Below are 14,652 nucleotides of genomic sequence, written 5' to 3'. Positions count from 1 at the left end.
CGGGGAGTGACGGCTCGGCGCCGCCGGGGTGACCGGCCGGCGCCGCCGGGCTCACTTCAGCTTCGTACCGGCCGACCGCAGGCTCTGGCAGGCCTCGACGACCCGCTGGGCCATGCCCGCCTCGGCCAGCTTGCCCCAGGTGCGCGGGTCGTAGGTCTTCTTGGAGCCGACCTCGCCGTCGACCTTGAGGACGCCGTCGTAGTTCTTGAACATGTGGTCGGCGACCGGACGCGTGAAGGCGTACTGGGTGTCCGTGTCGATGTTCATCTTCACGACGCCGTTCTCCAGCGCGGTGTGGATCTCCTCGATGGTGGAGCCGGAACCGCCGTGGAAGACGAAGTCGAACGGGGAGGCCTTGCCGAACTTGGCGGCGACGCCCTCGTTCAGCTCCTTCAGCAGCTCGGGGCGGAGCACGACGTTGCCCGGCTTGTACACGCCGTGGACGTTGCCGAAGGACGCGGCCAGCAGGTAGCGGCCCTTCTCGCCCAGGCCCAGGGCCTCGGCGGTGCGGATCGCGTCGTCGACGGTGGTGTACAGCTCGTCGTTGATCTCGTGGGTGACGCCGTCCTCCTCACCGCCGGTGGGGGTGATCTCCACCTCGAGGATGATCCTGGCGGCCTGGGCGCGGGCCAGCAGCTCCTGGCCGATGGCCAGGTTGTCGGCCAGGGTCTCCGCGGAGCCGTCCCACATGTGGGACTGGAACAGCGGGTTCTCGCCGCGCGCGACGCGCTCCTCGGAGATCGCCAGCAGCGGACGGACGTACCCGTCGAGCTTGTCCTTCGGGCAGTGGTCGGTGTGCAGGGCGATCGTCACGTCGTACTTCTTGGCGACGATGTGCGCGAACTCGGCCAGGGCGACCGCGCCGGTGACCATGTCCTTGTTGTGCTGGCCGCCCAGGAACTCGGCGCCGCCCGTCGAGATCTGGATGATGCCGTCGCTCTCGGCCTCGGCGAAGCCGCGCAGCGCCGCGTGCAGGGTCTGCGACGAGGTGACGTTGATGGCCGGGTAGGCGAACTTGCCTGCCTTCGCCCGGTCGAGCATCTCGTTGTAGACCTCGGGGGTTGCGATGGGCATCTGTCCGCTCCTTGTATGTGCGGGTGGGCGTGTGGTGCGTTTACGGCCCTGACCTAGACCATGGGGGCGACGTCATCGTCGGGCCCATCTTTCCAGACTCGGCCGGAAGGTCCATGGGGCCGTCCGAGCCGTGGGCGGCACAGAAGGCCGCGAGGTCAGTCGAGGCCCAGCTCGTCCTTGGAGAAGGCGTACAGGTAGGGCACCCCCGCGCCCTCCTGGATCTTCTCCGCGGCGCCGGTCGCGCGGTCGACGATGGTCGCGACGGCGACGACCTCGGCGCCCGCCTCGCGCACCGCCTCCACCGCGGTCAGCGGGGAGCCGCCGGTGGTGGAGGTGTCCTCGACCACCAGCACCCGGCGGCCGGCGATGTCCGGGCCCTCGACACGGCGCTGGAGGCCGTGCGCCTTGGCGGCCTTGCGGACGACGAACGCGTCCAGCCGCTGCCCGCGCGCGGCGGCGGCGTGCAGCATGGCGGCGGCGACCGGGTCGGCGCCCATGGTCAGGCCGCCGACCGCGTCGAACTCCAGGTCCGCGGTCAGGTCCAGCAGCACCTGGCCGACCAGCGGGGCGGCCTCGCCGTCCAGGGTGATGCGGCGCAGGTCGACGTAGTAGTCGGCCTCGAGACCCGAGGAGAGGGTCACCTTGCCGTGCACCACGGCCTTGTCCTTGATCTGCTGCAGCAGCGCCGCGCGTGCGCCGGGCGGCGTTGCTTCGTTGACGTCCGTCATGCCGAACAGCTTAGAGGCGCGTCCAGCTCCAGGTCGTGGTGGCCTCCAGCGGCTCCAGCGGCGTGACCAGGCGCGGCGCGGTGTTCAGGCCGTTGGGCGGGCCGGTCTGCGGCTCCACGCACACGGCGGCCTCCTGCTCGTCGTAGACGACGACCCACTGCTCGGGGCTGGTGACCTTCAGCCGCAGCACACCGGGCCAGGTCAGGGTGACGTCCACACCGTCGGGCATCCCGAAGCAGTCGTCCCACGGGCCCGGCTGGGGGTCGATCCGGTTGCCGGTGGGCAGGTGGTCCGCACCGCGCTCCTCCTGCCAGGCCGGGGAGAAGTCGATCTCCACGTCGGCGCCGGCGAGGGTGCGGTGGAACCACGGGTGCCAGCCCACCTGCGCCGGGAAGGACGACGCGTACGTCTCGACGGCCATGGTCAGCGTCAGGGCGTCCGGGGTCAGGGCGAACACCTGGGTGACGCGGCCGGGGTAGGGCCAGGGGTCGGTCAGGTCGTACGTGAGGACCGCCTCGTCCGCGGTGGCGCGGGCCACGTTCCACGCGGCGTCGCGGGCGGTGCCGTGGATGGCGTGCGGGGGAGCGTTCAGCGGCAGCTGGCGCTCCTCCGCGCCGTCCCGGAACCGGCCGTCGCGGATCCGGCCGCACCAGGGCACCATGGGGAAGCAGCCGAAACGGTCGCCCTGCCGCAGCAGCTCGGTCCCGCCGAGCCGCAGTCCCGCGACCCGGCCGCCGTTGCCGGGTGCGAGGGTCACCTCCGCGTCTCCCGCGGTCAGCGTGATGTCTTCGTTACTCACGAGACGACCCTACTGGGCTGATCAAGAGGGCGTACCCGCCTTTCGGACACGCCGGGCACCGCCTAGCGGCGTCTGCGCAGGGCCCTGCCGACGACGATCGCCGAGGCGACGGCCAGGGCCGCGGCGGGGGCCGCCCAGCGCAGGGCGCCGGAGCGGGCCACCGTCTGCGGGGCGGGCACGGGGGCGTAGCGGCCGCGCGGCGGGGCGTGGTCGACCTCCTCCGCGCTGCGGCCGATCATCGTGCGCCGGGCGTGCGCGGCCTCGGCGGGCGGCTGCGAGGAGTCCCACGAGGCGTCGGACTCGCCCGCGTCGTCGGTGTCCGGGTCGAGGGAGGGCGGCGGGACCTCGGTGTCGAAGAGGGAGTCCCTGGCCTCGGCGCGGGTCACGTCGTCGGGCGCGGTGCGCGGGGCATCCTCGCCGCCGACGGCCGCGGGCTCGTCGTCCGCGGGCTCGTCGTCCGCGGGCTCGTCGCCCGCCTCCTCCCCCAGGTTCTCCGCGAAACGGTTCAGCAGCCGGGTCGCCGCGGAGCGCACCGCGTCCTCGGGCAGCTCGGTGATCCGGCCGTCCGCCGAGGCCGTGCCCTCGAAGACGACGGTGGTGCCCTCGTCCTCGGGGCGCAGGCGCAGGGTCAGGGAGAGCTTGACGGTGCCGGTGCCGCGGGTCTCGGCGCCCTCGCCGACGAGGGTGTGCGCCCCGTCGTCGCGCGCGGAGACCTCGGCCGTGCCCCGGTAGGTGATGGTGGTGCCGCCCGCCCGCAGCTTCAGCCGCCCCGCGACGGGCTCGGCGCCCGCCTCCTGCTGGAGCCCGGGGACCGCCCGGGCGACCCGCGCGGGGTCCGTGAGCGCCGCCTTGAGCCGGTCGGCCGGTACCGGTACGAACACCTCGTGCTCCATGTCGTCGGAGCCTACCCAGTGACGGCCCGGACACAACCCGTTCGGCAGCCGCCCGTGCCCCCGCGTCACCCGCCCGCGGCGCCCGGCCCGCCCGGTGTCACCAGCCCCGTCTCGTAGGCCACCACGACCGCCTGGGCCCGGCCGGCGAGGCCCAGCTTGGCCATCGTGCGGTTGAGGTGCGTCTTGACGGTGGCCGCTGATGAACAGGCGGTTGGCGGCCTCCGCGTTGGTCAGCCCCCGGCCGACCAGGGTCAGCACCTCCACCTCCCGCCCGGTCAGCACCTCTAGGCCGGGCGGCGGCCCGGCGTCCCCGGACGGCCCGGGCGCCCGGCTGGTGTACGCCGCGGAGGCGCCCTCGGCGGAGGGGGTGCCGTCGGCGCGCAACAAGCCCAGCATGCGGCGCAGTTCGGCGAGCGCCGCGCCGCTGGCGCCGGTGATGGTGTCCAGGGCGTCGCGGGCGGTGCCCGTGTCGGAGTCGAAGACGAACCGGGCGAGTCCGGCCTGGACGTTGATGACGGCCATGTGATGGGCGACCACGTCGTGCAGTTCCCGGGCGATCCGCACCCGCTCCTCGGCGACCTCGCGCCGGGCCCGTTCCGCCTGTTCCGCGCGCAGCTGCCGGGTCAGTTCGGTGGTCCGGCGGGCGTCGTGCCCGAACCGCCACAGCACCGCCGGGGGCCGGCGCCAGCTCCTGGGGGAGGCGGGGCGGGCCGCCGCACGCGCGCGTGCGCCGGTCAGTGCCGGTAGCGCGGGTGCATCAGCGTCGACGGCGGCAGCCCCGGCACCCGGGTGGCCGCCGCCGAGGCGCGCCCGGCGGTCAGCCGGGCGGGGGTGAGGGTGCGGGGGCGCGGCGCGCCGGGGCGGCCGTCCAGGCGCAGCGGCGGGCGGGCGCCGGGCGCGGCGAGGATGAGGCCGCGGTCGCGGGTGTCGAGGTAGGGGGTGGTGTGCAGGCCGGCGGCGTGCAGGGTGCTGTCGACGGTCCAGTAGACGCGGGGGCGGACGGTCGCCGGGCCCGCGTGGACCACCAGCCGGCCGTCCGGGGCGAGGGCGCGGCGGGCCAGGCCGTAGAACTCCTGCGAGTACAGCTGGGGGCCGGCCGCGAGGCGCGGGCCGGGCAGGTCGGCGACGACCACGTCGTACGCGGCGTGCGGCGCCCCGCGCAGCCAGCGGAAGGCGTCCGCCGTGGTGACCCGCACGCGCGGGTCGTCGTAGGCGTGGCCGTTCAGCGCGGACAGGGCCGGGTCCGTCCGCGCGAGCCGCACCAGCTGGGCGTCGCGTTCCACCACGCGCACCCGCCGCACCCCCGCGAAGCGCAGCACCTCCCGCGCGGCCAGCCCGTCGCCGCCGCCGAGGATCAGCACGCGCGCGTGCGGGCCGTTCATCGCGGGGTGGACCAGCGCCTCGTGGTAGCGGTGTCCGTCGCGGGCGCTGACCCGCAGCCGGCCGTCGAGGAACAGGTCGAGGGGGCGGCCGCGGGTGCCGCCGGTGAGGACGACCTCCTGGACGTCGGTGCGCAGCGCGACCCGGACGTCCGCCCCGTACACAGCGGTCCGCGCGGCGCGTTCGAAGTCGTCGACGAGGACGGCGGCCCCGCCGAGCACGCCGAGCACGGTGGCGTTGACGGCCAGCAGCGCCAGCCGGGCGCGGCGGGTGAGGTCGCGGCCGAACAGGCCGAGCACCAGGGCGCCGCCGGCCGCGACGTTGACCGCGCCGGTGAGCAGCGTGCCCGTCAACTGGCCCATCAGCGGCAGCAGGAGGAAGGGGAAGGCGAGGCCGCCGACCAGCGCGCCGACGTAGTCCGCGGCGAACAGGTCGGCCACCGCGCGGCCCGCGTCCTGGCGGCGGACGCGCTGGATGAGTTCCATCAGCAGCGGGATCTCGGCGCCGATCAGCAGGCCGATGGTGAGCGAGAAGGCGACCATCAGCGCCCGGGGCGCGCCACCCCACAGTCCGCCCCAGTCGCCGGCCCACGCGAAGACGGCGTACAGGGCCATCGCGCTGCAGCCGCCGACCAGGGCGAGCGTCGCCTCGACGGCGCCGAAGCCGACGGCGGCGCGGTGGCGCAGCCGCTTCGCGACCAGGGAGCCGACGCCCATCGCGAAGACCATGACGGACAGCACGACGGACGTCTGGGTGACCGAGTCGCCCGTCAGGTACGCGGCGAGCGCGAGCAGTTCGAGTTCGTACACGAGTCCGCAGGCCGCGCAGACGAACACGCCCGCGAGGACCAGGCACCGCCCGGTTCCCGGACGGACGGGCAGCCGCGCGGGACCGCACCGGGACGGCGGGGCGCCGGGCCGCGCCGGCGCGTGCGGATCGATCACGACTGCGACGTTACGTCACGGGTGTGGCGCGCTTCGTCACCCACACGTGTGGACCTGCGGGCGGACGGCGCACCGCGGGTTTGAACCGTGTCAGGCCTTCACCGGCACCCGGTTGCCGACCCGGGTGCGCGTCGCCACCAGCTGCCCGTCCTGGGGATAGGCGTGCCAGGTGCGCCAGTGCACCTGGCCCTCGTGGCGCTGCGCCAGCATGGCGGTGAAGGCGTGCGGGCTGCCGGGGAAGACACCGGCGAGGCCGTTGGGGTGGTCGGAGACGAGGGCGAGGAGTTCCTGGGCGCGGCCGGCGAAGGAGCCCGGTGACAGCACCTCGACGCGGGCGGCGAACTCGTACTCCCAGTCGCCGACCCGCTTGGCGACGCCGAGCGGCAGGGGTGTGCTGCTGCCGGGGATGCACGCCACCGTCTCCGAACAGGTGACCCCCTCCTCCTCCACGAGCACCTGGTGGGAGGCGCCGAGCAGGCGCAACTGGAGTGTGGCACCGGCCAGTTCGAGGTCGAGGGTGGCGAGGGCGGGCAGGGGTTCACGGCCCAGGGCCCAGGCGAGGTCGGCCGCGCGCGTGTCGGTGTAGGAGGTGTTCAGGGTCGTGAGCATGGATCGGCTCCGCTAGCACGCAAAGAGAGATCGACGCCGGGAGATCGGCCCGGTCAGCCCAGCCAGGAAGGGTGTCCGCCAGGACGTCCGAGGGGCTGCGTTGGTGATGGAGAGGGAATCATGAACAGTGGCACCGCCACAGCGTTTTTACCCAACTTCGTAGGATTTCCATCCCTCAGAGGGCTCCTCAGCTCAACTGTTCAACCAGGGCGTACGCCTCCGCGTCGACGGCGCGCGCCGGAGCGGGGCGCGAACAGGCGGGCGCCCGCCGGTCGTCGCCGGCGGGCGCCCTGGGGATGCGGTTCCCCCCGCGGAGCTCGGCTGCCCCGTGTCAGCTGCCTCCCCCGCATCCTCCGCCGCCCCCGCAGGAGGACCCGCCTCCGCAGGACGACGACGAGCCGCTCCCGCAGGAGTGCCCGCCCGAGCTGTGCCCCGAGGACCCGGACCCCGAGTCCGACGACGACGAGTCCGAGGACGACGAACCGCTGTCCCCCACGCCCGCCGCGCCGACCACCCACCAGCTGCTGTCCGCGCTGCTGCTGCCGTGGGTGCTGCCGTGTGTGCTGCCGCCCGACCCGGCGCGGCCCCCCGACCGGACCGGCCCCCGCGCGGGCGCCCGCCGGGCACTCCGGCTCGCCAGCACACCCGCCGCGATGACTACGGCCACGACCGCCAGGATGATGCCGATGACCATGGCGCCACCCTCCTTTCTTCCCCCGAAGCGGCCCCCCGTGGGCGCCTCGTGTCGTGCGTGCCCGGGGGATGCCCGCCCCGCGGGACGGCCAAAGCAGAGTTGAGCAACTCCAGAGCTTCGGGCGGAGGACGGCCGAGGGGACGCCGGCCTCGCGGGCTGCGTGGTGGCCGTCCGGCGCGGTACGGCCGTGACCGGTGGGGTCAGTCGGTCCTGGTGAAGGTGCCGAGGCCGGTGGTGTCGAGGTTTTCGACGCGGACCTTTTCCGCGCGGCCGTCGGCGACGGTGAAGGTCACGCCGGAGAGGCCGACGGCGTTCTCGCCGGTGGTGCGGTAGCTGAAGGTGTCGCCGTCGTAGTGGCGCAGCGGGAACTCCCGCTGCGCGGGCCCGAGCCGCATGGTGAGGTCGCCGTCCCGGGCGCTGACGGTCATCGGGCCGTAGTAGTCGTTGGCGTACGTGCCGGTGTAGGCGTCGGCCGCCTCGGCGGGGGCGGGTGAGGCGGGGGGCTTGGCGTAGTCGACCGGTGAGCGGCCCGCCGTCAGGCTCTGCTCGATGAGCGGGCCGAGGAAGGCCAGCCAGTCGACGGTGGGCCCGCCCGTCTGCGCGGTGTCGAGGAACGTGGAGGTGATCGCCTCGGGCAGGCCGACGGGTTGGCCGTTGGTCAGGGCGACGATGCCCAGCTTCTCCGAGGGCAGCAGGGCGACGTGGGTGGCCGCCCCCAGCGCGAACCCGCCGGAGTGGCCGAGCTTCAGCCTCCCCCGGTCGTCGTAGCCCACGTTCCAGCCGAGCCCGTAGAACCCGGACCGGCCCGTGGGGGCGTGCGGCGGCTCGGAGAGCATGTGCGGCAGATGGGTCTGGGCCAGCGCGTCGGCGTCGACGACCCGCCGCCCCTCGAACGTGCCCCCGCCCAGTTGCAGGCGCATCCACTTCGTCATGTCCCGGACCGTGGAACTGGCCCCGCCCGCCGGGCTCTGGGCGTCCGCGTCCCGCACATGGACGGCGCGCCAGGTGTCCCCGCTGCGCACGTGCAGGGCGGCCTTGTCGCGCGCCTTCTCGTAGTCGGCGAAGGAAGAGCTGGTGGAGTCCATGCCCAGCGGCCGGTACAGCTTCTCGGCGGACAGCTCCTCCCAGCTGGTCCCGGCCGCCCGCGCGGTGGCGACGCCGGCCTCGGTCAGCCCGAAGTTGGTGTACGCGTAGTCGGCGCGGAAGGGCGCCAGCGGCTCGTACCGCAGGTGGCCCAGGATGTACGAGCGGTCGTAGCCGAGGTCCTCCAGGAGGTCTCCGGCGTGGTCGGGCAGTCCGCTGCGGTGCGAGAACAGGTCGGCCAGCGTGACACGGCGGCTGACCCACGGGTCCTTCAGGGCGAAGCCGGGGTCGTGCTCGACGACCGGGTCGTCCCAGCCGACCGTCTTCTCCCCCACGGCCGCGGCGACCACCGTGGACGCGAGCGGCTTGGAGACCGAGGCGAGCTGGAAGACGGTGTCCGCGCCCACCCGGTCCTGCGTGCCCGCCTCGCGCACGCCGAACCCCTTCGCGTACACCACCTCGTCGTCGTGCACCACGCCGACCGCGACACCGGGCACCCCGGTGCGGCGCATGAGATCCCGTACGACGCCGTCCAGCCGGCCGACCGCGGTCTCGACCTCCGCGCGGGTGATCTGCGACGGCGGCTGGGCCGGCGGGACGGTGGGCAACGGCGACGTGGCGGCGGCCGACCGCGCGACGGCGGCGGTGTCGGTGTCGGTGTCGGCCCCGGTGCAGCCGGCGGCCAGGGCCGCCACCAGTCCCGCGGCCGCGACCGCGGCGGCGCGCACGGAGCGGAAGCGAACGCGATCGTGTCGGGGCATAGGCCCATCGAAGACCCGCGTCCCCCGACCGGCACACCGGCGCAGGCCGATCAGGGGAACCGGCCGACGAAACGGTCAACGGAACCGGCCAAGGGAACCGGCCGACGAAACAGTCAACGGAACAGGCCGACGGAACCGGCCAGGGGAGCCGGCCAGGGGAGCCGGCCAGGGGAGCCGGCCAGGGGAGCCGGCCAGGGGAGCCGGTCTGCGGGGCCCGGTTGAGGAAGGCCTCGGCTTCGGCGCAGGATGGCCGCCATGACCTCCACCGCGCGCCCCTTCCTCAACCGCAGCCTCGCCGAGTTCGGCACGACGATCTTCGCCGAGATGTCCGCGCTGGCCGTGCGGACCGGGGCGATCAACCTGGGCCAGGGCTTCCCCGACACGGACGGCCCCGAGGAGATCCGCGAGGCGGCCGTACGGGCGCTGCGCGACGGACGCGGCAACCAGTACCCGCCGGGCCCCGGCGTCCCCGAGCTGCGCGCCGCGATCGCCGCGCACCAGGAGCGCCGCTACGGCCTGGCCTTCGACCCGGACAGCGAGGTGCTGGTCACGGTGGGCGCGACGGAGGCGATCGCCGCCTCCCTGCTGGCCCTGCTGGAGCCCGGCGACGAGGTGATCGCGCTGGAGCCGTACTACGACTCGTACGCGGCCTGCATCGCGATGGCGGGCGGCCGGCGGGTGCCCGTGACACTGCGGCCGGACGGCGACACGTTCCGGCTCGATCTGGACGAGCTGCGCGCGGCGGTCACCGACCGCACCCGGCTGCTGCTCGTCAACACCCCGCACAACCCGACCGGCACCGTGCTCACCCGCGCCGAGCTGGCCGCGATCGCGGAGCTGGCGGTGGAGCGGGACCTGCTGGTGGTGACCGACGAGGTGTACGAGCACCTGGTGTTCGACGACGCCGAGCACGTGCCGCTGGCGACGTTCCCCGGGATGCGGGAGCGGACGGTGACGATCGGGTCGGCGGGCAAGAGCTTCTCGTTCACCGGCTGGAAAGTCGGCTGGATCACCGCGCCGGCCGGGCTGGTCACGGCCGTGCGGTCGGCGAAGCAGTACCTGACGTACGTGGCGTCGGGGCCGTTCCAGTACGCGGTGGCCGAGGCGCTGGCGCTGCCCGAGTCGTACTTCGAGGCCTTCCGCGCGGACATGCGCGCCAAGCGGGACCTGCTCTCGGCGGGACTGGCGAAGGCGGGCTTCGGCGTCTTCCGCACCACCGGTACGTACTTCGTCACCACCGACATCCGGCCGCTCGGCGAGCGGGACGGCTTCGCCTTCTGCCGCGCGCTGCCCGAGCGCGCGGGGGTGGTGGCCATCCCCAACGCGGTCTTCTACGACCACCGCGACGCGGGCGCGCCGTTCGTGCGGTTCGCGTTCTGCAAGCGGACGGCGGTGCTGGAGGAGGCGGTACGGCGGCTCACGTCCCTCGCGGGCTGAGCCGCCGTATCCACAGGCTGTGGACGGGCGAGGGGATTACTCCTCGCCCTCCGGCTTGTCCGCGTCGTCGATCTCCTGCTCCAGGCCGAGCTGCTCGATCAGCCACCTGTCGAACTCGATCGCCGCGCGCACCCAGCTGACCGTCGACGACACGAAGAACTCCAGGTTGACCCCGGGGCCGATCAGCATCTGCGCCTCGCCGATGAGGCGGACGGTGCCGTCGTCGTGGGTGTGCGTGTAGACCTTCGGCCACAGGGTGCGGCGGTTCCAGTCGTCGATCGACTCCAGCAGCCGCGCCTTCTCCTCGATGTCGTGCGGCCGGTCGTAGAACGTCCGCACCGAGAAGACCTGCTGGTCGCCCTCACCGCGGAACATGAAGTACGTACGGAACTGCTCCCACGGCGCCGCGAGGTCGCCTTCTTCGTCGACGACGTACTTCAGCTCCATCTGGTCCAGGAGCTGCTTCACAAGGTCCTGATTCGGGACGACGGGGCCCGCCGGTCCTTGGGGCTGCGGCTGGGGCTGGCCCCCGAAGTTCGGAATCGAGGACGGGTCGATGCTCACCGTGAATTTCCCTTCGTACGGATCCCGCCATCCTCCCCCATGCGGGGCGGGGGGTGGCAAGCCCCGACGCGGCCTGTCAGCCTTCGGCTGACATGATCCGGCCGGTCGGCGCGGAGCCGGTGAACAGCGGGGAGACGGTATGGCACGGGGACGCGTCCGACGGGGGCCGGTGGCGGCGGTCGGGGCGCTCCCCGCACTGCTGTCGGTCTGGCTGGTCGCGGAGGTGGTGACCGCCGCGGCCTCCCCTTCCGACTATCCACGCGGCGGCGGGCCCAAGCAGGCGTCGTGCGCCGAAGCGCTCGCGTTCGGCGGGGCGCGACTGCCGGAACGCGCGTACGACGCGGACTGCACCGTCGAGAGCTGGCTGGACACCCGGTACGCGGCCGAGTTCCGCCTCCCGCGCGCCGATCTGTCCGCCTGGCTCGACCGCACCTACCCGGGCGTGCCCCGGCGCACGGACCTCTGCGCGGGCGACACGACCGACCTCTGCCTGCGCGTCGGCTTCACCGACGAGGACGTCCACATGCCCGGCGAGACCTCCCCGGGCTTCGGCGCGCACACCACCGAGGTACTCGTGGACCACGAGAGCCCGCGCACGGTCCTGGTGCGCTTGTCGGCGTTCACGGTGTGACCGGCGGCCGTACCACCGCGGAGCGCGGGGCGGCTGCCGGGGGGCCGGTCGGGCGCGCGTGTCGCGGGCCTCGGACCGCCCGCCCCACCGAGGGCGACGCACGCGACGCACAGCCACCCGTGGGTCACCGTGGGACGCGGTCCCCACATGCCCTCCGGCCGCCCTGAGGCCCCACCGCCGAAACCTCCGCGCACCCGCCACACCGGAGCCGGAGATGCCGGGGAACGGCTGCCGGGGGAAGGGCGGACGCGCACGACGTCGGCCTCGGCCGCACGTCCCCGAGGGCGACGCACAGCCACCGTGGGACGCGGTCCCCGCGCCCTCCACGGCCGCCGTGGCAGCACGGCCGCCGGAACCGCCGTGCGGCCACCGGAGCCGGGGTCGGCTGCGGCGGCCGGTGACGGGGTCAGAGGGTCTTGCCCAGGTCCGCCGGCTGCGGGGACGTGGCCGGGCCCACGTGGAGGCCGTCGGGGGAGCGGGTGACGCGGACCGTGTCGCCGTCCTTGATCTCGCCGGAGAGGATCTCCTTGGCGAGGCGGTCGCCGATGGCGGTCTGGACGAGGCGGCGCAGCGGGCGGGCGCCGTAGGCCGGGTCCAGGCCCTCCTCCGCGAGCCAGGCCAGCGCCTCGGGCGTGATGTCGAGCGTGAGGCGCCGCTCGGCGAGGCGCTGGGCGAGACGGTCGATCTGGAGGCGCGCGATGTGCTCCAGCTCCGGCTTGGTCAGCGCCGAGAACACCACGAGGTCGTCGAGCCGGTTCAGGAACTCCGGCTTGAAAGAGGCCCGGACCACCTCCAGCACCTGCTCCTTCTTCTCCGCCTCGGTGGTGAGCGGGTCGACCAGGAACTGGCTGCCCAGGTTCGACGTCAGCACCAGGATGGTGTTGCGGAAGTCGACCGTGCGGCCCTGGCCGTCGGTGAGCCGGCCGTCGTCCAGCACCTGGAGCAGGATGTCGAAGACCTCGGGGTGGGCCTTCTCCACCTCGTCCAGCAGGACCACGGAGTACGGACGGCGCCGGACGGCCTCGGTGAGCTGGCCGCCCTCCTCGTAGCCGACGTATCCGGGCGGCGCGCCGACCAGCCGGGCCACGCTGTGCTTCTCGCCGTACTCCGACATGTCGATGCGGACCATGGCCCGCTCGTCGTCGAAGAGGAAGTCAGCGAGCGCCTTCGCCAGTTCCGTCTTGCCGACGCCCGTCGGGCCGAGGAAGAGGAAGGAGCCGGTGGGCCGGTCGGGGTCGGAGATGCCCGCGCGCGAGCGCCGCACCGCGTCCGACACCGCCCGCACGGCCTCCTGCTGGCCGATCAGCCGCTTGCCGATCTCCTCCTCCATGCGCAGCAGCTTGTGCGTCTCGCCCTCCAGCAGGCGGCCGGCCGGGATGCCGGTCCAGGAGGCGACGACGTCCGCGATGTCGTCGGGACCCACCTCCTCCTTGACCATGGTGTCCTTCGCCACCTCCTCCTCGGCCTCGGAGGCGGCCTCCAGCTCCTTCTCCAGGGCCGGGATCTCGCCGTAGAGCAGCTTGGACGCGGTGTCGAAGTCGCCGTCGCGCTGGGCGCGCTCGGCCTGGCCGCGCAGCTCGTCCAGCTTCTCCTTCAGCTCACCGACCCGGTTCAGGGACTGCTTCTCCTTCTCCCAGCGGGCGGTGAGGCCGCGCAGCTCCTCCTCCTTGTCGGCGAGGTCGCGGCGCAGCTTCTCCAGGCGTTCGCGGGAGGCCTCGTCGGTCTCCCGGCTCAGCGCCAGCTCCTCCATCTTCAGCCGGTCGACGGCGCGCTGGAGCTCGTCGATCTCGACGGGCGAGGAGTCGATCTCCATGCGCAGCCGGGACGCGGCCTCGTCGACGAGGTCGATCGCCTTGTCGGGCAGGAAGCGGGAGGTGATGTACCGGTCGGAGAGCGCGGCGGCGGCGACCAGCGAGCTGTCCGCGATCTGCACCTTGTGGTGGGCCTCGTAGCGCCCCTTGAGCCCGCGCAGGATCGCGATGGTGTCCTCGACGCTGGGCTCGGCGACCAGCACCTGCTGGAAGCGGCGCTCCAGCGCGGGGTCCTTCTCGATCCGCTCGCGGTACTCGTCCAGGGTGGTCGCGCCGACCATGCGCAGCTCACCGCGCGCCAGCATCGGCTTGAGCATGTTGCCCGCGTCCATCGCGGAGTCGCCGCCGGCGCCCGCGCCGACCACGGTGTGCAGCTCGTCGATGAAGGTGATGACCTGCCCGTCGGAGGCCTTGATCTCGGCGAGGACCGTCTTCAGCCGCTCCTCGAACTCGCCGCGGTACTTCGCGCCCGCGACCATCGCGCCGAGGTCGAGCGCCACCAGCCGCTTGTCCTTCAGCGACTCGGGCACGTCGCCCTTCACGATCCGCTGGGCGAGCCCCTCGACGACGGCGGTCTTGCCGACGCCGGGCTCACCGATGAGGACCGGGTTGTTCTTCGTACGCCGCGACAGCACCTGCACCACGCGCCGGATCTCGGTGTCCCGGCCGATGACCGGGTCGAGCCGGCCCTCGCGGGCGGCGGCGGTGAGGTCGGTGCCGAACTTCTCCAGCGCCTTGTACTGCCCCTCGGGGTCCGGGGTGGTCACCCGGCGGCCGCCGCGGGCGGTGCGGAAGGCCTCCTGCAGCTTCTCGGCGCTCGCGCCCTGCCGGGCGAGCAGCTCGGCGACGTGGCCGCCCTTGGCGGCGAGGCCGATCAGCAGGTGCTCCGTGGACAGGTACTCGTCGCCGAGGTCGCGGGCGCGCGCCTGCGCGTCCGCGATGACGGCGAGCAGCTCCCGGTTGGGCTGCGGCGGCGCGACCGTCGAGCCGGTCACGCTGGGCAGCCCGGCGAGGATCTTCTCGGCGCCGGCGCGGACGGCCGCGAGGTCCGCCTCGACGGCGACGAGCAGGTCGGTGATGTTCTCGTTGTCCTGACCCTGGAGCAGAGCCAGGAGCAGGTGAGCCGGCGTGAGGTCCGGGTGCCCCTCCGTCACGGCCCGGTTGCCGGCCGCGTTGATCGCGTCACGGCTCCGGTTGGTCAGCTCGGCGTCCACGTTCGCGTTCTCCTCCTGGCGTCGTCAGCC

At 73.7% G+C, this 14,652-nt stretch carries 11 protein-coding genes and 2 pseudogenes; 2 read left to right on the top strand and 11 right to left on the bottom strand.

Annotated features, from left to right (window positions below; genetic code table 11):
* Positions 1 to 51 precede the first annotated feature (51 nt).
* The 9 genes and pseudogenes from fbaA to G7Z13_RS18620 all read right to left on the bottom strand — a co-directional run bounded on the left by fbaA (position 52) and on the right by G7Z13_RS18620 (position 8,965).
* Entirely contained in the window at positions 52 to 1,074 is a 1,023-nt protein-coding gene (gene fbaA, locus G7Z13_RS18665; protein WP_166000782.1) for a class II fructose-bisphosphate aldolase, read from the bottom strand.
* A gap of 155 nt (positions 1,075 to 1,229) precedes the next feature.
* Positions 1,230 to 1,802, bottom strand: coding sequence for an orotate phosphoribosyltransferase (gene pyrE, locus G7Z13_RS18660; RefSeq protein WP_166000780.1), 573 nt, complete (start codon positions 1,800 to 1,802; stop codon positions 1,230 to 1,232).
* Between the two features lie 10 nt (positions 1,803 to 1,812).
* On the bottom strand, positions 1,813 to 2,601 hold the full coding sequence (locus G7Z13_RS18655) for an aldose 1-epimerase (protein ID WP_166000778.1): 789 nt from the start codon (positions 2,599 to 2,601) through the stop codon (positions 1,813 to 1,815).
* A 62-nt stretch (positions 2,602 to 2,663) separates the two neighbouring features.
* Positions 2,664 to 3,494, bottom strand: coding sequence for an SRPBCC family protein (locus tag G7Z13_RS18650; RefSeq protein WP_166000775.1), 831 nt, complete (start codon positions 3,492 to 3,494; stop codon positions 2,664 to 2,666).
* Positions 3,495 to 3,559: 65 nt separating this feature from the next.
* A pseudogene (locus G7Z13_RS18645) lies at positions 3,560 to 3,803 on the bottom strand (LuxR C-terminal-related transcriptional regulator); the annotation flags it as partial.
* A gap of 75 nt (positions 3,804 to 3,878) precedes the next feature.
* A pseudogene (locus G7Z13_RS34130) lies at positions 3,879 to 4,058 on the bottom strand (histidine kinase dimerization/phosphoacceptor domain-containing protein); the annotation flags it as partial.
* A 170-nt stretch (positions 4,059 to 4,228) separates the two neighbouring features.
* A complete protein-coding gene (locus G7Z13_RS18635) occupies positions 4,229 to 5,818 on the bottom strand; it encodes a polyamine aminopropyltransferase (protein ID WP_166000773.1) in 1,590 nt (529 codons plus the stop codon).
* 90 nt (positions 5,819 to 5,908) lie between these two features.
* Positions 5,909 to 6,427 carry a DUF2617 family protein gene (locus G7Z13_RS18630; RefSeq protein ID WP_166000771.1) on the bottom strand — a complete coding sequence of 173 codons (519 nt, stop codon included), beginning with the start codon at positions 6,425 to 6,427 and terminating at the stop codon, positions 5,909 to 5,911.
* Positions 6,428 to 7,321: 894 nt separating this feature from the next.
* Positions 7,322 to 8,965, bottom strand: a complete 1,644-nt coding sequence (locus G7Z13_RS18620) for a serine hydrolase (protein ID WP_166000768.1) — start codon at positions 8,963 to 8,965, stop codon at positions 7,322 to 7,324.
* 246 nt (positions 8,966 to 9,211) lie between these two features.
* On the opposite strand from G7Z13_RS18620, the gene G7Z13_RS18615 reads away from it, so the two are divergent.
* Positions 9,212 to 10,402, top strand: coding sequence for a pyridoxal phosphate-dependent aminotransferase (locus G7Z13_RS18615; RefSeq protein ID WP_166000766.1), 1,191 nt, complete (start codon positions 9,212 to 9,214; stop codon positions 10,400 to 10,402).
* A 36-nt stretch (positions 10,403 to 10,438) separates the two neighbouring features.
* On the opposite strand, the gene G7Z13_RS18610 is transcribed toward G7Z13_RS18615, so the two are convergent.
* Positions 10,439 to 10,966, bottom strand: coding sequence for a YbjN domain-containing protein (locus G7Z13_RS18610; protein ID WP_166000764.1), 528 nt, complete (start codon positions 10,964 to 10,966; stop codon positions 10,439 to 10,441).
* A gap of 139 nt (positions 10,967 to 11,105) precedes the next feature.
* Here G7Z13_RS18610 and G7Z13_RS18605 point away from each other — a divergent pair, with 139 nt between their 5' ends.
* Positions 11,106 to 11,597, top strand: a complete 492-nt coding sequence (locus tag G7Z13_RS18605; RefSeq protein ID WP_166000762.1) for a hypothetical protein — start codon at positions 11,106 to 11,108, stop codon at positions 11,595 to 11,597.
* A gap of 406 nt (positions 11,598 to 12,003) precedes the next feature.
* Here G7Z13_RS18605 and clpB read toward each other — a convergent pair whose 3' ends face one another.
* Positions 12,004 to 14,622 (bottom strand): ATP-dependent chaperone ClpB, encoded by a 2,619-nt coding sequence (clpB, locus tag G7Z13_RS18600; protein ID WP_166000760.1) that lies wholly within the window; start codon positions 14,620 to 14,622, stop codon positions 12,004 to 12,006.
* Positions 14,623 to 14,652: the final 30 nt, after the last annotated feature.

Origin of the sequence: Streptomyces sp. JB150, assembly GCF_011193355.1 — a bacterium.
In the GTDB taxonomy this organism is placed as follows: Bacteria; Actinomycetota; Actinomycetes; order Streptomycetales; family Streptomycetaceae; genus Streptomyces.
The sequence above is the reverse complement of the archived record's forward strand: the minus strand, read 5'-3'. Positions and strand labels throughout refer to the sequence as shown.

Coding starts and splice junctions, on each gene's coding strand:
- fbaA (WP_166000782.1), bottom strand. CDS start 1,074: ATGCCCATCGCAACCCCCGAGGTCTACAACGAGATGCTCGACCGGGCG.
- G7Z13_RS18650 (WP_166000775.1), bottom strand. CDS start 3,494: ATGGAGCACGAGGTGTTCGTACCGGTACCGGCCGACCGGCTCAAGGCG.
- pyrE (WP_166000780.1), bottom strand. CDS start 1,802: ATGACGGACGTCAACGAAGCAACGCCGCCCGGCGCACGCGCGGCGCTG.
- G7Z13_RS18630 (WP_166000771.1), bottom strand. CDS start 6,427: ATGCTCACGACCCTGAACACCTCCTACACCGACACGCGCGCGGCCGAC.
- G7Z13_RS18615 (WP_166000766.1), top strand. CDS start 9,212: ATGGCCGCCATGACCTCCACCGCGCGCCCCTTCCTCAACCGCAGCCTC.
- G7Z13_RS18620 (WP_166000768.1), bottom strand. CDS start 8,965: ATGCCCCGACACGATCGCGTTCGCTTCCGCTCCGTGCGCGCCGCCGCG.
- G7Z13_RS18605 (WP_166000762.1), top strand. CDS start 11,106: ATGGCACGGGGACGCGTCCGACGGGGGCCGGTGGCGGCGGTCGGGGCG.